Origin of the sequence: Streptomyces sp. NPDC051913, from assembly GCF_044593635.1 — a bacterium.
In the GTDB taxonomy this organism is placed as follows: Bacteria; Actinomycetota; Actinomycetes; order Streptomycetales; family Streptomycetaceae; genus Streptomyces.
Window position 1 is genome coordinate 69,774 of sequence record NZ_JBIUCI010000018.1, and the last position, 21,145, is coordinate 90,918.

19 protein-coding genes and 1 pseudogene are annotated in these 21,145 nt (G+C 71.2%); 14 read left to right on the forward strand and 6 right to left on the reverse strand.

Features of this window, described 5'->3' with window-relative positions:
- Nucleotides 1-43 precede the first annotated feature (43 nt).
- From ACIHIX_RS38500 to ACIHIX_RS38510, 3 genes are all read left to right on the forward strand, one after another.
- A complete protein-coding gene (locus tag ACIHIX_RS38500) occupies nucleotides 44-1,090 on the forward strand; it encodes an LLM class flavin-dependent oxidoreductase (protein ID WP_399964722.1) in 1,047 nt (348 codons plus the stop codon).
- A gap of 39 nt (nucleotides 1,091-1,129) precedes the next feature.
- Nucleotides 1,130-1,384: a hypothetical protein gene (locus tag ACIHIX_RS38505; RefSeq protein WP_399964725.1), complete on the forward strand. Its 255-nt coding sequence runs from the start codon at nucleotides 1,130-1,132 to the stop codon at nucleotides 1,382-1,384.
- A gap of 168 nt (nucleotides 1,385-1,552) precedes the next feature.
- Nucleotides 1,553-2,494, forward strand: a complete 942-nt coding sequence (locus tag ACIHIX_RS38510) for an amidohydrolase family protein (RefSeq protein WP_399964727.1) — start codon at nucleotides 1,553-1,555, stop codon at nucleotides 2,492-2,494.
- 24 nt (nucleotides 2,495-2,518) lie between these two features.
- Here ACIHIX_RS38510 and ACIHIX_RS38515 read toward each other — a convergent pair whose 3' ends face one another.
- On the reverse strand, nucleotides 2,519-3,661 hold the full coding sequence (locus ACIHIX_RS38515; protein ID WP_399964729.1) for an NAD(P)/FAD-dependent oxidoreductase: 1,143 nt from the start codon (nucleotides 3,659-3,661) through the stop codon (nucleotides 2,519-2,521).
- Nucleotides 3,662-3,783: 122 nt separating this feature from the next.
- Entirely contained in the window at nucleotides 3,784-4,719 is a 936-nt protein-coding gene (locus ACIHIX_RS38520; protein ID WP_399964732.1) for a LysR family transcriptional regulator, read from the reverse strand.
- Between the two features lie 139 nt (nucleotides 4,720-4,858).
- On the opposite strand from ACIHIX_RS38520, the gene ACIHIX_RS38525 reads away from it, so the two are divergent.
- Nucleotides 4,859-6,100: an MFS transporter gene (locus tag ACIHIX_RS38525; protein WP_399964735.1), complete on the forward strand. Its 1,242-nt coding sequence runs from the start codon at nucleotides 4,859-4,861 to the stop codon at nucleotides 6,098-6,100.
- Nucleotides 6,101-6,251: 151 nt separating this feature from the next.
- On the opposite strand, the gene ACIHIX_RS38530 is transcribed toward ACIHIX_RS38525, so the two are convergent.
- A complete protein-coding gene (locus ACIHIX_RS38530; protein ID WP_399964738.1) occupies nucleotides 6,252-7,061 on the reverse strand; it encodes a phosphotransferase in 810 nt (269 codons plus the stop codon).
- Between ACIHIX_RS38530 and ACIHIX_RS38535 the strand changes: the two are divergent.
- Nucleotides 7,060-7,308: pseudogene (locus ACIHIX_RS38535) on the forward strand (NUDIX domain-containing protein); the annotation flags it as partial. The gene ACIHIX_RS38530 and the pseudogene ACIHIX_RS38535 overlap by 2 nt on opposite strands.
- A gap of 120 nt (nucleotides 7,309-7,428) precedes the next feature.
- Here ACIHIX_RS38535 and ACIHIX_RS38540 read toward each other — a convergent pair.
- Nucleotides 7,429-8,427, reverse strand: coding sequence for a helix-turn-helix transcriptional regulator (locus tag ACIHIX_RS38540; RefSeq protein WP_399964741.1), 999 nt, complete (start codon nucleotides 8,425-8,427; stop codon nucleotides 7,429-7,431).
- A gap of 194 nt (nucleotides 8,428-8,621) precedes the next feature.
- On the opposite strand from ACIHIX_RS38540, the gene ACIHIX_RS38545 reads away from it, so the two are divergent.
- The 3 genes from ACIHIX_RS38545 to ACIHIX_RS38555 all read left to right on the forward strand — a co-directional run bounded on the left by ACIHIX_RS38545 (nucleotide 8,622) and on the right by ACIHIX_RS38555 (nucleotide 10,646).
- Nucleotides 8,622-8,942, forward strand: coding sequence for an ANTAR domain-containing protein (locus ACIHIX_RS38545; RefSeq protein WP_399964744.1), 321 nt, complete (start codon nucleotides 8,622-8,624; stop codon nucleotides 8,940-8,942).
- A 174-nt stretch (nucleotides 8,943-9,116) separates the two neighbouring features.
- A complete protein-coding gene (locus ACIHIX_RS38550) occupies nucleotides 9,117-9,905 on the forward strand; it encodes a hypothetical protein (RefSeq protein ID WP_399964746.1) in 789 nt (262 codons plus the stop codon).
- A 72-nt stretch (nucleotides 9,906-9,977) separates the two neighbouring features.
- A complete protein-coding gene (locus tag ACIHIX_RS38555; RefSeq protein WP_399964748.1) occupies nucleotides 9,978-10,646 on the forward strand; it encodes a Type 1 glutamine amidotransferase-like domain-containing protein in 669 nt (222 codons plus the stop codon).
- Between the two features lie 30 nt (nucleotides 10,647-10,676).
- On the opposite strand, the gene ACIHIX_RS38560 is transcribed toward ACIHIX_RS38555, so the two are convergent.
- Together ACIHIX_RS38560 and ACIHIX_RS38565 are read right to left on the reverse strand one after the other, a co-directional pair.
- Nucleotides 10,677-11,300 carry a histidine phosphatase family protein gene (locus ACIHIX_RS38560; protein WP_399964750.1) on the reverse strand — a complete coding sequence of 208 codons (624 nt, stop codon included), beginning with the start codon at nucleotides 11,298-11,300 and terminating at the stop codon, nucleotides 10,677-10,679.
- Nucleotides 11,301-11,372: 72 nt separating this feature from the next.
- Entirely contained in the window at nucleotides 11,373-12,038 is a 666-nt protein-coding gene (locus ACIHIX_RS38565; RefSeq protein ID WP_399964753.1) for a TetR/AcrR family transcriptional regulator, read from the reverse strand.
- Between the two features lie 322 nt (nucleotides 12,039-12,360).
- Here ACIHIX_RS38565 and ACIHIX_RS38570 point away from each other — a divergent pair, with 322 nt between their 5' ends.
- From ACIHIX_RS38570 to ACIHIX_RS38595, 6 genes are all read left to right on the forward strand, one after another.
- Entirely contained in the window at nucleotides 12,361-13,485 is a 1,125-nt protein-coding gene (locus ACIHIX_RS38570) for a CaiB/BaiF CoA transferase family protein (protein ID WP_399964865.1), read from the forward strand.
- Nucleotides 13,485-14,510: an LLM class F420-dependent oxidoreductase gene (locus ACIHIX_RS38575; protein ID WP_399964756.1), complete on the forward strand. Its 1,026-nt coding sequence runs from the start codon at nucleotides 13,485-13,487 to the stop codon at nucleotides 14,508-14,510. Before ACIHIX_RS38570 ends, ACIHIX_RS38575 begins: the two co-directional genes overlap by 1 nt.
- 48 nt (nucleotides 14,511-14,558) lie before the next feature.
- A complete protein-coding gene (locus ACIHIX_RS38580) occupies nucleotides 14,559-15,701 on the forward strand; it encodes an acyl-CoA dehydrogenase family protein (protein ID WP_399964758.1) in 1,143 nt (380 codons plus the stop codon).
- 56 nt (nucleotides 15,702-15,757) lie between these two features.
- Nucleotides 15,758-16,972, forward strand: coding sequence for an acetyl-CoA C-acetyltransferase (locus ACIHIX_RS38585; RefSeq protein ID WP_399964760.1), 1,215 nt, complete (start codon nucleotides 15,758-15,760; stop codon nucleotides 16,970-16,972).
- A gap of 59 nt (nucleotides 16,973-17,031) precedes the next feature.
- Complete coding sequence (locus tag ACIHIX_RS38590; protein ID WP_399964762.1) at nucleotides 17,032-19,215, forward strand: 3-hydroxyacyl-CoA dehydrogenase NAD-binding domain-containing protein; 2,184 nt, start codon at nucleotides 17,032-17,034, stop codon at nucleotides 19,213-19,215.
- 103 nt (nucleotides 19,216-19,318) lie between these two features.
- Nucleotides 19,319-21,136 (forward strand): AMP-dependent synthetase/ligase, encoded by a 1,818-nt coding sequence (locus ACIHIX_RS38595; RefSeq protein ID WP_399964764.1) that lies wholly within the window; start codon nucleotides 19,319-19,321, stop codon nucleotides 21,134-21,136.
- The last annotated feature ends 9 nt before the right edge of the window (nucleotides 21,137-21,145 follow it).

The following is a 21,145-nucleotide window of genomic DNA, read 5'->3' on the forward strand; positions in this document are numbered from 1 at the left end:
CGGGAGTGGTGCGTCACCCCGCTCGACGGTGAGGGGAGTCGGCATGCGGACGGGCATCGTCATGACAGCACGGCCGGGCGTGGAACGACTGGCCGCCCGCGCCGAGGAACTCGGCTTCGACAGCTTCTGGGTCTACGACACACCGATGGTCCACGGCGACCCGTTCGTGAGCCTCGCGCTGTGCGCTGACGCCACCCACCGGATCAGGCTCGGTATCGGTGTGACCTCACCGGCGTTACGTTCCGCGCCCGCCGCCGCGGCGGCCGTCAGCAGCCTCAATGCCCTCGCTCCAGGTCGCGTCATCTGCGGGGTGGGAACGGGCAACACGGCGCGCCGTACGTTGGGCATGCGGCCCACGACGGTGGCCGAACTGGAGTCGTTCACGGCGGCCCTGCGGGATCTCACCGCCGGCCGCGAGTCGGACCACCGCGAGGGCACCCGGTCAAGCCGCGTGCGATTCCTGCACGTGGGGCCCCATGTCAACACCGAGGATCCCGTGGAGTTCGTCGTGGCCGCGTTCGGTCCGAAGGCCGCCGCGGTCGCCGGCCGGCTCGGCGCGGGACTGATCTCCTTCGGACTGCACGACCCCGCGCCCTGGACCGCCCTCGGCCAGGCCCGGCGAGCGGCGGCACGTGACGACGGCGGGGCCGACAAGACCCGTACGTATCTCATGTCCTCCCTGTACGTCCTGGCCGACGGCGAGGACCGCTACGGCGATCCGGTCAAGGACGCGGTGGGGCACATCGCCCTGAGCGCGCTGATCCTCGCCGCGGAGAACCCCGCCTTCCGCGCGGCCCTGCCCTTGGAGGAGGCCGCGGCTGTCGACCGCCTGCTCCGGTCGCGCGGCACCACCCCCACCGATCCGAGGCTCCACCAGGCGCTCTACCGCAACTACCTGGGCCGGCTGTCCCCCGAGGACCGCGAACTCATCGTGCCTTCCCTGGTGGACAAGTTCGGCCTGGTCGGCACGAGGAGCGAGGTCATCCGGCGGATCGACGTCCTGGAGAAGTCGGGGGTCGACGAGTTGGTGATCCAGCCGGTCGTGGAACCGGAGGCAGAAATGACCCGACTCGCACGGCTGCTGATCTGACACCCGCGTGTCCTGCTGCGACGAGGCCACAAGGAAGTCATGAGGTCGTTGGTGCCGCGATCGGTGGCCAAGGTCGTGAAGACCGTCTCCAGACAGGCGCTCGGGCCCGTCCAGGCGTCCGCGGTCCCGTCCCTGACCACCGCGACCACCCCCGACGCCTGGCGCCGTCCCCTCGCCCTGTTCCTCGCCGGCCTGCACACCGCACCGACGCCGAGGCCGCTGCCCGGCCCTGCACTCACCGCCGCCGAACTGGGCGACGTACACCAGGACTTGGGCCCGCACCGCACACCGTGAAGGCAGGGCAGGAGAACGCTCCCGCGTCGCAGTGCACCGCGACCGTCGCCCGGACGTGCCGTCCGCCGGGACCGGTACGGGTGATGGATCACTCACACCGTCCGGGCGAAAGGGGCTGGACCCGCGCCCTCGCCGGGGGTGATCGTGGGAGACGTGAACGATCACCCCATGGCGCCTGTCAGCCACGAACACCCGCCGGGCGCGAAGAGTGACACCGACGACGTCTCCGCCCTGGAGACGGAAGCCGGTGAGGTCCGCCGCTTCTGGGAAGGGCTCGGGCTCCCCGGACTCGTCGACGTCCACACCCACTTCATGCCCGAACGTGTCCTGCGCAAGGTGTGGGCCTACTTCGACGCGCTGGGGCCACTCACCGGCGGCCTGGAGTGGCCGATCACCTACCGGCAGCAGGAGGCCGAACGGGCCGCTGTGCTGCGTGAGTTCGGTGTGCGGGCGTTCACCTCGATGCTCTACCCGCACAAACCCGGCATGGCCCGTTGGCTGAACGACTGGGCGGCCGAGTTCGCCCGCCGCACCCCGGACTGTCTGCACACCGCCACCCTCTACCCCGAGCCGGATGTGGAGACATATGTGCGCGAGGCCGTCGAGGCGGGCGCGCGTGTGTTCAAGGCGCACGTGCAGGTGGGGGCCTACGACCCGGCCGACGAACTCCTCCAGCCGGCCTGGGGCGTGCTGGCAGCGGCCCGGGTCCCCGTGGTGATCCACTGCGGCTCGGGCCCCGCGCCCGGCAAGCACACCGGCCCCGAGCCGATCGCGCGGGTGCTGGCCCGGCACCCGGAGCTGCGGCTGATCATCGCCCATATGGGAATGCCCGAGTACGAGGATTTCCTCGGCCTCGCCGAGCGGTACACCGAGGTGCGTCTGGACACCACCATGGCGTTCACCGACTTCTCCGAGAGTTTCATGCCCTTCCCGGGCCAGGCCCTGCCCCGGCTCGCCGAGCTCGGCGACCGCATCCTGTTCGGCTCCGACTTCCCCAACATCCCCTACCCGTACCTGCATCAGCTCCATGCTCTGGAGCGGCTGGGCCTGGGGGAGGAGTGGCTGCGGGCCGTGTGCCACGACAACGCCGCGACGCTCTTCGGATGCTGAAGGTTCGTCTTGGGGACCGTCCGGTCATTCGGGCTCATGTGATGTGCGGGCGCGGAACCGCTCCGGGCGGAACTCCGCGAGCATCGCGTCTCGCCTCCCGCCGAGGATCTCGGCGGCCAGCAGCCGGCCGATGACCGGCCCGAGCGTGATGCCGCTGTGGGAAACGGCCTCGTAGTAACCCGGGACGGACGGCACAGCTCCCACCGAGGGGAATCCGTCGGCCGGGACGGGCCGGTTGGCCACCCGTGCCCCGGTGACGCGGGAGTCGCCGAGTTCGGGAACGACCTGCCGCCCCATGTCGTGGAGCAGGCGCGCGAGTTCGGCCGACTCGTCGCCCGTGTCGATGAGTGCGTCGACCTCACGACTGTGGAGGACCACCGAACCGTCCCCGTCAGGACGGATCTCGATCCGGGGCGCATGCATGGGCCGGTGGACGGGGACCTGAGCACAGCCGACCCGGGCGACGACGCCGGGTTCCCGGCGCACCGGCAATCGGCGGTCGACGAGTCCGGCGACATGGGCGGCGCCGGGACCCGCCGCGTTCACGACGACGTCCACGTCGAGGCTGCTCCCGTCGGACAGGCCAACCGTCCGCACACCCCCGTCGGCACCGGTGCCGATGTCACGGACGGCGGTGCCGGACCGGAGCTCGGCGCCGGCCGAGACGGCCAGGCCGACGAGAGCGCCGACGAGTCGGCGTCCGTGCACCCAGGCCTCGTCGGGGTAGAACACCACGGAAACCTCGCCGGGGATCGCGACAGCGGGTTCGAGGCGGCGGCGTGCCTCGGCACCCGTACACACCTCGACCCCGTAGTCCCAGCCGGCCAGCAGTTCGGCTGTTTCCAGCAGCTTCGTCTCCGCTGCGGGATCGCCCGCCCAGCGCAGATGACCGCTGGGATACCACCACGAGTCCGGCCCGATGGCACCGGCAAGGTCACGGTGGGCCGCCATGCCGGCGACGTTCAGATCGAAGTAGGACCTGCGGACGGTCTTGTTGCTGGCGTTGACCCACGAGAAGGACCAGTTGGTGACGCCTTCGCCCGGCCGGCCCGCGTCGATGAAGATCACCTGGGCACCCTGCCGGGACAGGTTCCAGCCGACGCAGGCTCCGAGGACGCCCACGCCGATGACCGCGACACGCCCAGGCCGCTCCACGGACGTCCTCATGGTCCCTCCGCTGATCGGTGGCCCAACCATCAGACATCCGATGCGGGTCGGCGGCAACGGGTTTTGTCCGGACAGTCATCCGACGACCGCTCCACCCTGCCCGTCCCGCCTGGCGCAGGCTGTCAGCTCATGGTCACCCAGCCCGGCACCCAGGTCCCGGCGGCGCTGTGGCCGGCCGTCGTGGTGGCGAGGTGGGCTCGGAGGGTGGCCAGCGCTGGGTGCGGGTTGTCGCGGTGCCAGAGCAGCGAGTGCGGGTAGACGGGGGTCGGGTCGGTCACCGGGATGCGCCGCAGTCCGTGGTCGGCGGGCCAGATGAGGCGCGTGTGCTCACCCATGAACGTCGCCAGGGCCGGGGTGTCGGCGATGGTGTCGAGAAGCGCGTCCGAGCCGAAGTTGGGGCCCGTCACCTCGATGGTGAGGCCGAACTCGGCGACGAGATCGTCGTAGTAGGCACCCCACTCGGTTCCGGGGGCGATGCCCGGCATCCAGATGCGGTGCCCGGTGAGCTGGGCGAGGGTGACCGACCGGGCGCCCGCCAGCGCGTGGTCGGGGCCGGTGAGGAGTTGGAGCGGTTCGTCGAGCACGCGGACGGTCTCGACGTCCTCGGGGAGAGGCCGGCCGGGCGCGGCGACGGCGCGGAAGGACGCGTCGATCGTGCCGGAGCGGATGGCGGCGACAGCGGTCTCGATGTCGAACAGCATCATCACGTCGAGGTCGACGTCGGGGTGTGCGCGGTGGAAGCCGCGCATCAGGTGGGACTGCGCGCTGCGCGAGGCGATCACGTCGACGCGCAGCGGACGGCGGCCGGGGCGCACGGAAGCGCTCGCCCGCTCGGCGACGCGCAGCAGTTCGCGTGCGTGGGGCAGGAACGCCTGACCGTCGATGGTGAGCTCGGCGCCGCGCGGGGCCCGGGTGAACAACCGCACGCCGAGGGTGCGTTCCAGCGTGGCGACGCGTTTGGAGACGGCCTGCTGGGTGATCGACAGGTCGTCGGCGGCCTTCTGGAACTGTCCCGCTTCCGCGACGGCGACGAAGGTGCGTACTGCTTCGAGATCCACGCCGACCCACCTTAGTGAACAACCGATGGTTGTGGATCGCCGCCAGGTCGGTTGTTTGACCTGCCGCTGTCCCGCCCGCTTGTCTCTCATCGGTCAACGTGGGTTTGTTCGGGTGGGGCCCGAGGGGAGTGCGCCGAGCATGGTGGGCAGGAGACGGTTGGGTCGGCCGTTCGGCTGGCTGTGGGCGTCGTACGCGGTGAGCGCGTACGGGTCCGGGCTGGGGTTCGGGGCGTTGCCGCTGATCGCCGTGCTGGTGCTGCATGCCGGACCCGCCGAGGTGTCCGCGCTGTCGGCGGTGGGGCCCGCGGTGGGCGCGCTGATCGCGGTGCCGCTCGCGCCGTGGGTGGAGTTCCGGCGCAAGCGGCCAGTCATGATCATGATGGATCTGGTCCGGTGTGCGGGCATGGCGACGATCCCGCTCGGCCACGCCTTCGGGTGGCTGAGCTTCATCCACCTGCTGGTGGTCTCGGCCGTGGTCGCCGCGGCCAGGATCGCTTTCAACGCGGCCGGCGGTGCCTACCTCAAGGCTCTTGTACGGCCGGACGACCTTCTCGTCGCCAACGCGCGGTTCGAGTCCACGAACTGGAGCTCCATCGCGGTCGGTCCACCACTGGGCGGGGCGGCGATCGGCGTGTTCGGGCCGGTCACCACCGTGGTGGCCGACGCGATCAGCTACCTGCTCTCCGCTCTCGGCATCACCGCGATCGGCGGCCAGAAGGAAGCACCGCACGTGACCGCCAAGACCCCGGCCCGGGCGGGCGGACTGCTCGACGGCTGGCGCCACATCATGAGCCACCCCGGCCTGCGGCCGCTCTATCTCAACCAGATGCTCGTCGCCGGACTGATCATGGCGACCGAGCCACTGCTGGCCGTGCTCCTGCTTCGCCAACTCGGGTTCCCGCCCTGGCAGTACGCCCTCGCCTTCGCCGCCCCCTGCCTCGGCGGCCTGATCGGCTCCCGGCTGGCCCGCCGTGTGGTGGCCCGCTTCGGCCGCCACCGCGTCTTCCGCACCGTGGGCACCCTGCGCGCGATCTGGCTCATCGGCCTGGCCCTGGTCCGTCCCGGCATCGTCGGCCTGATCACCGTGATGGCGGTCGAGCTGGCGATCATCGTCAACATGAGCCTGTACGGCCCGGTGCTCGCCACCTACCGGCTGGAGCACACCCCCAAGCATCTCGTCGCCCGCACCCTGTCGGCCTGGTCGATCGGGCAGCAGACCTCCATCGCCGTCCTCACCGCACTCACCGGGCTGCTCGCCGACGCCACGAGTCCGCGCACCGCGCTCACGGCCGCGGGCCTGCTCATCCTGACCACACCGCTGCTGCTGCCCCGTCGAGACCCGACGCCGAGGCTGGAGCCGGACCTGTCCAGCAGCAGGTGAAGCCGCACCGTTTCGAGGAGAGCTCGCCCTGATGCCGACCGTTGCCACGCCGCGAGGAACTTCAGGCCCTGGAGCCGGCCGGGTCGTGGCTGGACCATCTCTTCGTCGACACCGACGGTGTGCCGACCTTGGTGGAGGTCCTGATCACGTTCTACAACGCGGCCGCGAACACGCCACGGTGGTCCGTCAGCCACTCCTGAATGCGGTCCCAGCGCTGCCAACCACCGCGCTCGGCCAACGCCTGGAGGTAGACGGGGTCGCCGGTGGCCACTCGGTCGGCGACGAAGGCCCGGCAGGACGCGGTGGCCTGCTCGATGACGCCGGGCAGTTCGGCGCGGTCCTGTGGGGCGAGGCCGTATCCGTCGGCGAGGATGCGCAGGCGGGTGGGGGCGTCCAGTCCGATGGGATGCAGTTCTGCAGCGGAGGTGGGGTCGAGCATGGGCACCCAGTAGCGCGCCGTCATGGCGACGTCCCACACCGGTCGGCCTGGGGCAGCCAGGTCGAAATCGATCAGGGCCGCGGCTCGGCCGTCGCGGAAGACCACGTTCTCCGGGCACACGTCGTTGTGGCAGAGCATCGTCCCGCCCTCGGGGTCGGCCAGGGACCGGGGCCATTCCGCGCGTGCGTCGACCTCGATGGCCGCACTCGCGTCGTGCAGGCGCCGCAGCAGGCCGCCCACCGATTCCAACGCGGTCTCGGTCATCGCCCACCGCGGAAACGGCGGCAGAGCGACGTCACCGGGGATGAAGGTCAGCTGCTCGCGGCCGTCCGCGGTCAGCCGGATCGGCCTCGGCGCCGCGTCGAACCCCTGCTCCGCGAGGGCGCGGAGATGGACGTGGAGGGCGCGTGCGGTGCGCGGCGCCGGGCGCTCCACCGCACCACCGTGGCGGAAGACCGCGCCCACGTTCGCCATGCCGCCGACCAGGGCCTCGCCCTCCACCGTCTCGCCTCCGGCCGTCATGCCGATCACGCTACCGCCAGGTCGTCGAACGCATCGGGTGCTGTCAGTGGTGTCTGGTTATCCCGGGCAGTACGAACTCGGTGTCGGGGGCGCCGCGGGAGTCGGCGAGTCCTATGAGCGGGCGGCTGCGCGCGAGCTCGGTGAGGAGCTGGGGGTGCGAGCGACCGTGAGCTTTCGGTTCAGGTTCCTCAACCGGGTGGGGCTCAGAGTGCATTGGCTCGGTGTGTGCGATGCGGTGCTTGAGGAGGTCGTCGCCCGCGACCCGGGCGAGGTGGCCTGGTACGGGTGGCTGACCGAGTCCGAGGTGTTGGGAGCTCTCGCCGGTGGACCTTCACTCCTGACAGCCAGGCGACTTTCGATCGGTATCTCATATGTCGCCCTGTCCCTGACGTTGGTCCGTCGGGGCGTGACCGCCGTTGAGGGTCTGGGCGGGGTTGACGCCGTACGCGGCCCGGTAGAGCGCGGCGAACCTGCCCGGGTGCAGGAAGCCCCAGCGGGCCGCGACACCCGCCACGGAGACGTTGCTGTCCGGACCGGCCGACAGCAGGTCCCGGTGGGCGTGGGCGAGCCGGGCCTGGCGCAGATAGGCCAGCGGTGTGGTGTCGAGATGGCGGCGGAAGGCGTACTGGAGGGTGCGGATGGTGACGTGCACGGCGTCGGCGATGTCGGCCACCGTCAGCGGCTGGTCGGCGTGGTCGTCGATATAGGCGATGGCGCGCCTGAGGGTGGCGGGGTGTGCGTCGACGCGGTCCTGTGCGGTGGCGTCGGTGCGCGCGGTGTGCGGAAAGGCGGCCAGGATGCTCGCGGCCAGCAGCTGGCTGCCGGTCGAAAGGATCAGGGGATGTGACTCGATCCCGGGGTCGGAAAGGACGTGGTCCCGCAGGTAGAAGATCGTGCTCTTGAGCCGGTCGGCGTCGGCCTGGGTGCGGGGCCGGTGCCCCGTCAGCCGGACCGGCGAGTGCGGCGGACCGGCCTCGGTGGCGGCGACCAGGTTCAGGAGCGCGGGGTCGACCATCGTGATGTTGTAGCGGGCACCGCAGATCCGGCCCTCGTACGGCTCGTCGGGCGGGGCGAACAGCACGGCGTCTCCGGGGCCGAAGTTGTCGTCCACACCGCGCAGGACGTGGTCCTGGACGGTTCCCTCGTGGACGACGCACAGGCAGATCTTGCCCAGCGGACTGACGGAGTACGACATCTCGAAGTCGAGGTCGAGCTCGTCGATGCTGATGGACGGCGTGGCGTCGCGTCGTACCCGGGCCCGGCTGGACTGGGGTGTGGCGCTGCCGATGCGCATGTCGGCGTAGGCGCGGCAGAGGAAGTCCTCTGTCACCTCGAGGTCGTCGCTTTCGAACAAGAGCGAGTCCATCGCTCCATCTTGGCACCAGGCAGCAGCGAGGTGAGACGCGGCGGACGGTCGGACGTGGCCGTTCGCGCGGCCGGGTTTCGTTTCGTGGACAGCCGGGGTCCGACGCTTCGTTTACCGGACTTTCGTCGACTTCGGGAGCGGGCAGCAGTGACCTAGACCGAGAAGACCAGCTAGACCAGAGGGTCCACGTGACGATGCCAGAATCCCCCGAAAGCGCTGTCCGGATCGCGGCCCTCGAAGAGGAAATTGCGCAGCTCCGCCAAGCGGTCACCGCGCACGCCGTCATCGACCAGGCCCTCGGCGTGGTCGTCGCCCTCACCGGAGTCCCTCCCGCCATCGCCTGGGAGATCCTGCGTGAGGTCTCCCAGCGCACCAACATCAAGATGCGTGAGATCGCGCAGCTCGTCGTGGACTGGCCGCATCGCCGATCGCTGCCGGGGGAGGTCCGCGACGCGCTGAACGCGGCGGCACGCCCCAGAGCCGGGCGGAAGGCCCCGGGCGGGGCGAGACCCTGACCGAGGTCCCGCTCGCCGAGCCCCTTCCGCACGCGCCCGCGGCTACCGGCCCGACCTACCGGGTGCGGAGGTTTCCCGGGCGCCCGCTAGGCTCCCTGCCGGCTATGGCTCGGGCATATGCCCGGGCTTCTTGTGCGGGTGTGCCCGTAAGGGTCCCCGGGGGTGGGGTGGAAGATGCGTGGTTCTGCGGCCGGAAGACGGGTCGTCGCGGCGGTGGGGGTGGCGGTGGTGCTGGCACTGGCGGGCGCGTGCGGGACGGCCGGCGGGGGTGGCGCCGGGGCAGGCGCGCGGCACGGGTCCGACGCGTCCGCGGGGACGGCATCGGGCCAGGCTTCCGGTGCGCCGGCTGCTGAGGGCGGGAAGGGGCTCGGTCAGAAGGCCCTCGACCGTCTGGCGCTGAGCGCGCAGGACGTGCCCGGCTACGGCGTCACCACGGTCTCGGGGAAGGGCAGCCCGGTGGACCGCGACAGTGTGGCGACCTACCGGGCCGTCACTCCCGAGCCATGTGGGCCCGTCTACGCGGCCGCACAACTGGGCAGCCTGCACGACTTCACGGCGGAGGTCACCCAGGACGTGGTCTCCGACTCCGACAGCATGGGGCAGCACGCGAGTGTGAGCCTGGCCTCCTACACACGTGCCGACGCGGGCACGGTGATGACCGAACTGCGGACGGCGCTGGGGAAGTGCACCACCGCCGACATGCGGCCGTCGGCTGCGCTTCCCGGCGCCGGGCTGGGGTATTCCGGCGCGCGGCCCCGCTCCGTTTCCGGTTACGGGGACGAGGCCCTGGCTTTCGATGCCACCCAGGTCGTCGTCGACGGCGGCGCGGGCCCCGAGATCCCCGTCACGGTTCTGGTCGTGCGCAAGGACTCCACCATCGCCACCTTCCTGTCCCTCAATCCCATCCAGCCGCCGGAGATCCCCCAGGACGTCCTCGACGCACAGCTGAAGAAGCTGGCCTGACCCTGGCCGGGCGGGTGGATCCCGGGGCCCGGGTTCGTTGCGCCGGTCCGTGCGTCGTGCTTGGCTCGCCCGATGAACCTTCTGCTGACGGCGAGTGGCCTGCGCAACGAGACCGAGCGGGACGCGCTGCGGGACATGATGGGCAGACCGTTCGGATCGGCGAACGTCGTGTACGTGCCGACCGCGTCGGTCGCCGAACCCGGAGACCACGGGTGGCTCCTCGCGGACATGAACCGGCTGCACGGCCTGGGCTGGCGGGAGTTCGACGTCCTGGAACTGAACGGCCTGCCCCGCCGGACGGTGCTCGACCGGCTGCTCAACGCCGACGTCGTCTACGTCGGTGGCGGCAACCACTACCACCTCGCGCGCAGCATCACCGGCAACGGCCTGGCGGACGGCTTCCTGGAAGCGCTGGAGAGCCGGGTCTACGTGGGGTTCAGCGCCGGATCAATGATCTTCAGCCGTCATCTCACCGGACACTCCGCCGACGTGATCGGGGACACCGCGGACCTCCACGTGCTCGGCACGGCGACCGTGGAGCCGCCGTTCGGGCTCTTCGACTGGTATCTCAAGCCTCATCTGTACTCGCCGGACTTCCCCGAGCGGGACGACGCCTGGGCCGATCGCATCGTCGCGAAGGCGGACTTCCCGATCTACTTCCTCGACGACGAGACGGCCGTGCGGGTCAGGGACGGCGAGGTGGACGTCATTTCCGAGGGCCGATGGAGGTTCCATCCCTGACCGGAGGCCCGGCGGGAAGGTCTGTCGCGTTCAGACGTGCTGCTCGGCGGGAAAGCCCGTCCAGCGCAGTTCGCTCGGCAGATGCCGCATGTCGTTGGAGACGAGGAGGGTGGCGGGGCGGCCGGGCGCGTAGCGGATGACGGTGAGGGCCGCGTTGGCGTGGTTGAGGCCGAGCCAACGCCACTTCGGCGCGTGCAGGGCGTCCCGGACGAGCCAGGCGACCAGGAAGTTGTGGGTGACGACCAGGTCGTGCCGGTCCTCCTCGGTCGACACCGCCCCGGTGAACAGATCGAGCGCCTGGCGGGCCAGCGCGGGTCCGTGCGCTCGCTCCTCCTCGCCGGCTCCGGCGAGGAAGCGGAGATAGAAGTCCGCTGATTCCGGCGGTAGTTCCTCCTTCTCCGGTAGGTAGGGGACGTAGTCGCCGGCGACCTCCGAGGCGTGCAGGGGGACGCTCTGGAGCTGGTCGGCGATGAGGCGCGCGGTCTGTTCGGCCCGCGGCAAGGGACCGTGGTGGACGGCTGTGAAGGGGATGCCGCGGAGCCGCCGGCCGAGGCGCGCGGCTTGCCGTCGGCCGGCCTCCGTCAACCCGCTCTCGTCCGGCAGTGCCTCACCGTGCCGGACGAGATAGAGGTAACGGGTGGCTGTGCCGGTCATCGAGAGCTCCTCCGTGCCCATGGGTGATCTTTGCTTCCATGGACGTCGGCTCCGGCGTGCCGGTTCCCTCCGTCAGAGTGCCGCTCCCTTGAGCACCGCCCTGTCCGTACCGGCACCCGTGTGCCCCACGGTCCCGAGGGCGAGCAGTACGTGTCTGCGGGCGATCTCCTCCGCGGTGAGCGGGCCCTCGGCCCGGTACCAGTTGGCCACTCCCTGGCACATGATCAGCACTCCACGCACCGCGTCCGCGGGGATCGGCGTGGTGAACACCCCTTGCGCGGCACCGGATTTGACCGTGTCCAGAAGCATGTGCTCCAGATAGTCGCGCAGCGCCACGTACCGGGCCCGGTTGCCGGCGTCCAGGCTGCGTATCTCGGTGTCCAGGAACGCCAGCCCCTTGCGGTGGGCCATGTAGAGCACGATCGACTCCACCATTGCGCAGAAGCGCGGCACCGGAGCGTCGCCCGCCTCGGCCGCGGCGGCCCGGCAGCGGTCGAGCACGTCCGTCATGGACGTCTCCAGCAGCGTCGCGAGCAGGGCCTGCTTGTTCTCGTAGTGGTAGTAGAGCGCGGGGACCGTCACCCCCACCCGGCCCGCGATGTCACGGACCGAAGTGCCGTGATAGCCGTGCTCGTTGAACGCCTCCATGGCATGCAACAGGATCGGGTGCAGGCTGAGCGGGTCGTAATGACGCCAGTGCTGCCCGGCGTGGGGCTCCTGCTTCGCCTCTGTGCTCAACGGTGCTCCTCCGATGTGGTGCCGACGGGGTCGATTGTAGGGCCCGGGCCTCCCGTTGAGCCTTGTCCAGGCATTTATCGATCGATCAGTTCTCGCGCACCTGTCAGGTGAGACCGGTCCAAATGCTCCTTGATTCCAGCCTGTTGACCGTCTCAGAGCGCGCCTCTACTGTCTTAGCGAGCGCTAAGTAGACTTCGTATCGAAGGGCCTCGCGGCCCTGGTCGACGAGAGGGGCCTCGTGAGCCCGAGCCATGGCGACACCGACCCGCGGCAGATCTCCGACAGCACGACAACCCGGCGCAGGGCGGGGCCGCTTGACGGCCTGCGCGTGGTGGAGCTGGCCGGGATCGGCCCGGCCCCCTTCGCCGCGATGCTCCTCGGTGACCTGGGCGCCGATGTCGTACGCGTGGACCGCCCCGAGGCCTCGCCCGTGGGGATCGCCGCCGCCCACGACCTCACCAACCGCAACAAGCGTTCCGTGCTGGTCGACCTCAAGGCCCCGGACGGACCGGGCACCGTGCTCTCCCTCGCCGCACGCGCCGACGTCCTCATCGAGGGCTACCGGCCCGGAGTCGCCGAGCGGCTGGGCGTCGGACCGCGGGAGTGCCGGGCCGTCAACCCGGCGCTGGTGTACGGCCGGATGACCGGATGGGGGCAGGACGGTCCGCTGGCCCCCCGGGCCGGGCACGACATCGGCTACATCGCCCTCACCGGCGCCCTCGGCATGATCGGCGCCGCGGACGGTCCGCCGGTCGTCCCCGCCAACCTGCTCGGCGACTACGCCGGCGGCTCGCTCTACCTCGTCGTCGGCCTGCTCGCCGCGCTGCTGCACGCACGCCTGACCGGACAGGGGCAGGTCGTGGACGCGGCGATCGTCGACGGCACCACTCATCTGACCGCCGCCCTGCGCAGTCTGCTCGCCTCCGGTGCCTGGCACGACCGGCGCGGCAGCAACCTGCTCGACGGGGCCTGCCCCTACTACACGGTCTACGAGACCGGCGACGGCCGGTACATGGCGGTGGGGGCCCTGGAAGCCAGGTTCTACGGCGAGTTCGTACGCCTGCTCGGGCTGTCGACGGACGATCTGCCGGACCGTCACGACACCCGGCACTGGCCGAGGTTGAGGGCCCTGTTCGCCGAGAGGTTCAAAGCCGCCGACCGGGCCGAGTGGACCTCCGTGTTCGACGGCACGGACGCCTGCGTGGCACCCGTGCTGTCCCTCGGCGAGGCCGCCCGGCACCCCCACCTGAGCGCGCGCGGGTCACTCACGGAGGCCCACGGCACGGTCCAGCCCGGCGTCGCACCCCGCTTCTCCGACACCCCGGGCTCCCTGCGGCTGCCACCGGCGCTCCCGGGGGCCCACGCCACCGAGGTGGCCCGGGACTGGCAGGTGTCCGCACTCGCCGTACCGCAGGCCCGGAGCGCGGCGGCCGGGAGGGGACACTGATGGAACTCTCCATGCCCCTTCAGTACGCGGGCGACCCGCGCACCGCCGCCGACGAGGCCGCCGCGCTCGAACGGGCCGGACTCGACGCGGTATGGGTGGCCGAGGCCTACGGCTTCGACTCGCCCACGGTCATGGGCTATCTCGCCGCCCGCACCGAGCGGATGCGCATCGGCTCGGCCATCCTCAACGTCTACTCCCGCACCCCGGCACTCATCGCCCAGACCGCCGCCGGACTCGACGCGCTCACCGGCGGACGGGCCCTGCTGGGGATCGGCGCCTCCGGCCCTCAGGTCGTGGAGGGCTGGCACGGCCGCCGCTACGACAAGCCCCTCGGCCGCACCCGGGAGACCATCGAAATCGCCCGGCGCATCTGGCGCCGGGAGGTGATCGAGCACCACGGCATCACCGACCTGCCCCTGCCCGTCGACAAGGGCGGCACCTTCGGCAAACCCCTCAAACTGCTCACGCACCCCGTGCGCGACACCATCCCCATCCATGTCGCCGCGCTCGGCCCGGCCAATGTGCGCATGACCGCCGAACTCGCCGACGGCTGGCTGCCGTTCCTCTACGTGCCCGAACACGCGGCGGCGGTCTGGGCCAAGCCCCTGGCCGAGGGCGCGGCCCGGCGCGATCCGTCCCTGGGTGCCCTGTCCGTCGTGGCGGGCGGTCTGCTGGCCGTCGGCGACGGCGCCGAGGCGGTGCGTGACCTCATGCGACCCGTCATCGCCCTGTATGTGGGCGGAATGGGCGCACCCGGCCGCAACTTCTACTACGACCTGGTCTGTTCCTACGGCTACGAGGCCGAGGCCGCCGTCGTGCAGGAGCACTACCTCGCGGGCCGCAAGAACGACGCGGCAGCCGCCGTGCCCGCCGAACTGTGCGAACGGGTCTGCCTGGCGGGCCCCGAGGGCTATGTGCGCGAGCGCGTCGAGGTGTTCCGGGAGGCGGGCGTCACCATGCTCAACGTCACCCCCGTCGGCCCCGACCCGGCCCGCCTCGTCGAGCAGGTCAAGAACTGGCTGTGACGCGCCCGCCATCGCGCGCCCGGCCCACGCCCACCGACCGGAGACGACATGCGACGAGACCTCTTCACCCCCGACCACGAGGCGTTCCGGGAGACCGTGCGCACCTTCCTCGCCAAGGAGGTGCTCCCGCACCACGAGCAGTGGGAGCGGGACGGAATCGTGAGCCGCGACGCGTGGCGCGCGGCCGGCCGGCAGGGCCTGCTCGGGCTCGCGGTGCCGCAGGAGTACGGCGGCGGAGGCGTCGACGACTTCCGCTACAGCGCCGTGCTCATCGAGGAGTTCGCCCGAGCGGGCGCCTCCGGCATGGCGCTCAGCCTGCACAACGACATCGTCGGCCCGTACCTCACCCGCCTCGCCACCGAGGAGCAGAAGCGGCGCTGGCTGCCCGGCCACACCTCAGGCGAACTGATCACGGCCATCGCCATGACCGAGCCCGGCGCGGGCTCCGACCTCCAGGGCATCCGGACGACCGCCACCGACCAGGGCGACCACTACCTGCTGAACGGCGCCAAGACGTTCATCTCCAACGGCATCCTCGCTGACCTCGTCGTGGTCGTCGCCCGCACCACCCCCGACGGCGGAAGCGCGGGACAGAGCCTGCTGGTCGTCGAACGCGGCATGAAGGGCTTCGAACGCGGCCGCAACCTCGACAAAATCGGCCAGAAGGCCCAGGACACGGCCGAGTTGTTCTTCGAGGACGTACGGGTGCCCAAGGAGAACCTGCTCGGCGAGGAGAACACGGCGTTCGTCTCCCTGATGGCGCACCTCGCCCAGGAGCGGCTGGCGATCGCCGTGGGCGCCGCGGCGGCGGCCGAGCACATCCTGGACGTCACCACGGCGTACGTGAAGGAACGTGAGGCGTTCGGGCGGCCATTGGCCCGCCTCCAGCACGTCCGCTTCGAGATCGCCGAGATGGCCACCGAGTGCGCGGTCACCCGCAGCTTCGTCGACCGCTGCATCGCCGATCACACCGACCGCCACCTGCACGCCACACACGCCGCGATGGCCAAGTGGTGGGCGACCGAACTCCACAAGCGCGTCGTCGACCGCTGTCTCCAACTGCACGGCGGATACGGCTACATGACCGAGTACCGGGTCGCCCGGGCGTTCCTCGACGGACGCATCCAGACGATCTACGGCGGCACCACGGAAATCATGAAGGAGATCATCGGCCGCTCCCTGCTGGCGTGAGCGCCGCCGTCCCGCTCCGCACGTCTGCCGCTCCCGAATCGACCGGAAGGTTCCCGTTGAGCACCGAAGCCTTTGTGTACGAGGCGATCCGCACCCCGCGCGGTCGCGGCAAGGCCGATGGCGCACTGCACTCCGTCAAGGCCGTCGACCTGGTCGTCGGTCTGATCGACGAGGTGCGCCGCAGATTCCCCGCCCTCGACCCGGCCGGCATCGACGACGTCGTCCTCGGTGTCGTCAGCCCGGTCGGTGAGCAGGGCGCGGACATCGCCAGGACCGCCGCGATGGCCGCCGGACTGCCGGACACCGTAGCCGGAGTCCAGGAGAACCGCTTCTGCGCCTCCGGCCTGGAGGCGGTCAACCTCGCTGCCGCGAAAGTCCGTTCGGGCTGGGAGGACCTCGTGCTGGCCGGCGGGGTGGAGTCCATGTCCCGTACCCCGATGGGCAGCGACGGAGGCGCCTGGGCGACGGACCCGCTCACCAACCACACCACCGGCTTCGTCCCCCAGGGCATCGGCGCGGACCTCATCGCCACCCTGGAGGGCTTCACCCGGCACGACGTCGACACCTACGCCGCCGAGTCGCAGGCGAGGGCCTGCGAGGCCTGGAAGGAGGGCCGGTTCACCCGCTCCGTCGTACCGGTCCACGACCGCAACGGCCTGCTCGTCCTGGACCACGACGAGCACCTCAGGCCCGGTACCACCGCCGACTCGCTGTCCCGGCTGAAGCCGTCGTTCGCGGACCTCGGCGAACGGGCCGGCTTCGACGCGGTGGCGCTCCAGCGCTACCACTGGGTGGAACGGATCGACCACGTCCATCACGCCGGCAACTCCTCCGGCATCGTGGACGGGGCGGCGCTGACCGTCATCGGCTCCGCCGCGGCGGGGGAGCGGCACGGCTTGGTGCCCCGGGCGCGCATCGTGTCGGCCGCGGTCTCCGGCGCCGACCCCACCATCATGCTCACCGGGCCCGCCCCTGCCTCGCGCAAGGCCCTGGCCAAGGCGGGACTGTCGGCCGCCGACCTCGACCTGGTCGAGATCAACGAGGCCTTCGCCGCGGTGGTGCTCCGCTTCGTCAGGGACCTCGGCCTGGACCCGGACAAGGTCAACGTCAACGGCGGCGCCATCGCCATGGGCCACCCGCTGGGCGCCACCGGCGCGATGATCCTCGGCACTCTCGTGGACGAACTGGAGCGCCGCGGCGGCCGTTACGGGCTCGCCACCCTGTGCGTCGGTGGCGGCATGGGCATCGCCACGGTCGTCGAACGCCTGTGAGCCACCCGGCACCGGTCTCCCGCCCCCTTCCGTCCCGTACACCTCTGGAGAGCGCATCCATGGCACCCGACGCCGAGAGCCGCACCATTCGCTGGGAAGAGGACGCCGACCATGTCGTCAGCCTCGTCCTCGACGATCCCGACCAGTCCGCCAACACCATGAACCGTGCCTTCATCGACTCCCTCGACGCCACCGTGGACCGTCTGGAGGCCCGCCGCGACACCCTCAAGGGCGTGATCGTCGCCTCCGCCAAGAAGGCCTTCTTCGCCGGTGGTGATCTGCGCGACCTCAGCTCCGTGACGGCCGAGACCGCGCGGCGTTCCTTCGACGCCGGCCTGCGCGTCAAGCGCGCCCTGCGCCGGATGGAGACGCTCGGAGTGCCCGTGGTCGCGGCCGTCAACGGCGCTGCCCTGGGCGGCGGTTACGAGATAGCGCTCGCCTGCCATCACCGGATCGTCCTGGACCGGCCCTCGGCTCGGGTCGGACTGCCCGAGGTCACCTTCGGACTGCTGCCCGGCGGAGGGGGAGTGACCCGTACGGTACGGATGTTCGGCGTCGCCGAGGCCCTGCAAAAGGTCCTGCTCGAAGGCCGCCAGTACGGTCCGTCCGACGCCCTGGCCGCCGGACTGGTCGACGAGATCGCCGGGGACCGCGATGAACTGCTCGCCCGGGCACGGGAGTTCATCGACGCCCACCCGCGGTCGGCGCAGCCCTGGGACACCCCGGGCTACCGCATCCCCGGTGGCACCCCCGGCCATCGCGCACTGGCCGCCCAACTGCCGGCCTTTCCGGCTCTGTTGCGCAAGAAGCTGGGCGGGGCGCCCTACCCCGCACCGCGCAACATCCTCGCTGCGGCCGTCGAGGGCGCACAGGTCGACATCGACACCGCGTTCGTCGTCGAGGCCCGCTACCTCACCGAACTGGTCGTCGGTCAGACGGCCAAGAACATGATCCAGGGCTTCTTCTTCGACCAGCGGGCCGTCGACTCGGGCGCCAGCCGGCCCCAGGCGCTGCCCGCCCGCACCGTGCGCAAGGTCGCCGTCCTCGGCGGCGGGATGATGGGCGCAGGCATTGCCTATTCCTGCGCCGCGGCGGGCATCGAGGTGGTCCTGAAGGACGTCACCCTCGATGCCGCCGAGCGCGGCAAGGCGTACTCGGTCCGGCTGTTGGACCGGGCCGTGGCCAAGGGCCGCTCGACCGAGGACGAGCGCGACCGTGTCCTGGCCCGGATCACGCCCACCTCGCTGGCGGCGGATCTGGCCGGCTGTGACGCGGTCGTCGAGGCGGTCTTCGAGGACCCGGCCGTCAAGAGCGAGGTCCTCCACGAGGCCGAGGCGCGTGTGGCCCCGGACGCGCTGCTGTGCTCCAACACCTCCACACTGCCCATCTCCCTGCTCGCCGGGGCCGTCGAACGGCCCAAGGACTTCATCGGGCTGCACTTCTTCTCGCCCGTCGACAAGATGCGCCTGGTCGAGATCGTCAAGGGCCGGCAGACCGGGGACGAGGCACTGGCGCGGGCCTTCGACCTCGTCCGGCAGATCGGCAAGACACCGATCGTCGTCAACGACAGCCGGGGATTCTTCACCTCACGCGTCATCGGCCACTTCCTCAACGAGGGCGTCGCGATGATCGGCGAGGGCTACGACCCGGCGACCGTCGAGCAGGCCGCGGCGCAGGCCGGCTACCCGGCCAAGGTGCTCGCCCTGATGGACGAGCTCACCCTCACCCTGCCGCGCCGGATCCGCGAGGAGACCCGGCGCGCCGCCGAAGAGGCCGGCCAGGAGTGGCGGCCGCACCCCGCCGACGCGGTGGTCGACCGGATGATCGACGAGTTCGGGCGCCCAGGCCGCAGTGGCGGGGCCGGCTTCTACGAGTACACCGACGGCCGGCGCACCGGACTGTGGCCGGGGCTGCGCACGCACTTCACCGACCCGGCCCTGCGCGACGCCGATGTCACGGAGCTCGGCGAACGCATGCTGTTCGTCGAGGCCCTCGACTCCGTGCGCTGTCTGGAGGAGGGTGTCCTCGGCTCCGTCGCCGACGCCAACGTCGGGTCGCTGCTCGGCATCGGGTTCCCGCCGTGGACCGGCGGCGTGCTCCAGTACGTCAACGGCTGTCCGGGCGGCCTGCCGGGGTTCGTGACGCGCGCCCGGGAACTGCGCGACCTGCACGGTGAGCGCTTCGCCCCACCCGCCCTGCTGATCCGCAAGGCCGAGCGCGAAGAGACGTTCCACGACGCCTGACCACGCACACGGGTCCGCCCGGCACCGACCGAGCGGACCGCGCCCCTCCCGACCGCCCCACCCGCACCTCGGTCCGTCCGCTCCAGCCCGCCAGGAGGCCGTCATGACACCAGCCCCGCACACCGACGGGGAACCCCCGGCACCCCGCACGGTGCCGCAGCTCCTGGAGCGCAACGCGCGCCTCCACCCCGACCTGCCCGCCCTGTCCTGGAAGGAGCCGGACGGCACCCCCGGCACGACCCTGACCTGGGCGCAGGTGCACGAACGCACCAGGCGGTTGGCGGCGGGCTTCGCCGCGTTGGGCGTGGGACACGGCGATCACGTGCTGCTGATGATCGGCAACCGGCCCGAGCACTGGCTGTCCGACCTCGCCCTGGTCCGCCTGGGCGCCACGCCGGTGAGCGTGTACGGCACCGCAGCGCCGGGGCAGATCACGCACATCGCGCGCAACTGCCGGGCCGAGGTGGCGGTGGTGGAGGGCGCCGCCCAAGTGGCTGTGTGGGAAGCCCTGTTGGATGACGAGCGCACTGCGTTGTCCCGGCTCGTCGTGGTGAATCCGGGCGAGGAGGGCCGCCATCTGCCCTGCGCGGCCCTGGCCGCGGAGCCGGTCCCGGGCGAACTGGACAAGGCGCTGGACGGGGCGGTGCCCGACGATCCGCTGACCGTCGTCTACACCTCCGGCACCACCGGCGAACCCAAGGGTGTCGTGCTGACCCACGCCCAGGTGCTGGCCAACGCCCGGGCGCTGGACGAGGTGGTGGAGCTGCCCGCCCATGTCGAGCACATCTGCTATCTGCCGTTCGCCCATATCGCCGAGCGGATGCTCGGCATCTACCTGCCCTGCCACCGCGCCTCGCACGTCCATCTGTGCGCGGACCCCACCGCGGTGGCGGGCGTGGTGCGCGAGGTCCGCCCCCGCCAGTTCTTCGGGGTGCCCCGCATCTGGGAGAAGCTGGCCGCCGCGGTGCGCGTCGGTCTCGCCGCCCTGCCGGCCGAGCAGCAGAAGGCCGTCGCGGCCGCCGCTGAGGTGGCCCGTGAACACGTCGGCTTCCGTGAACGCGGGGAGCAGCCGCCCGCGGAGCTGGCGGCGGCGTACGACCGCTGCCGGCGCGAGGTCCTGCTGCCGCTGCTGGCCATCGGCGGCCTGGACCGGGTGACCTGGGCGGCCAGCGCCTCCGCGCCCATGGCCCTGGACGTGGTGCGGTTCTGGGCGGGGCTCGGCGTCGTCATCATGGACGCTTGGGGCCTGACCGAGACCACCGGCGTCGCGACCGCCAACAGTCCGAAGACCGGGTTCCGGCTGGGCTCGGTGGGGCGTCCCGTCTCCAGCGTCCTGGTACGCACGGCCGAGGACGGGGAGTTGCAGGTGCGGGGGGAGTCGGTCTTCGCCGGCTACCTCCAGGAGGACGGCTCCGTGAGCTCGGCGCTGGACGACGAGGGCTGGCTGAGCACCGGTGACATCGGGCGTGTCGACGACGACGGCTATGTCTGGATCACCGACCGCAAGAAAGAGATGATCATCACCTCGACCGGCAAGAACGTCTCCCCGGCGCTGGTGGAGAACACCCTCAAGGAACACCCGCTGATCGGGCAGGCCCTGGTGCACGGCGACCGCCGTTCGTATCTCGTGGCGCTGCTGGTGCTGGACGCCGAGGCGGCTCCGGTCTGGGCCGCCACGCACGGCATCGAGGACACCGACCCGGCCGCACTCGTCGTACACCCGGAGATATGCCAGGAGGTGGAGCGGGCCGTCGCCGCCGCCAACGCACAGCTCAACCGGACCGAACAGGTGAAGGCGTTCCGTCTGCTCGGTGCGGAATGGGGTCCGGAGACAGGGGAGTTGACACCGTCGCTGAAGATGCGCCGACGGGTCATCCATGACAAGTACGCCGCGGACCTGGCCCAGTTGTACGACGACTGAGCGCCCCCG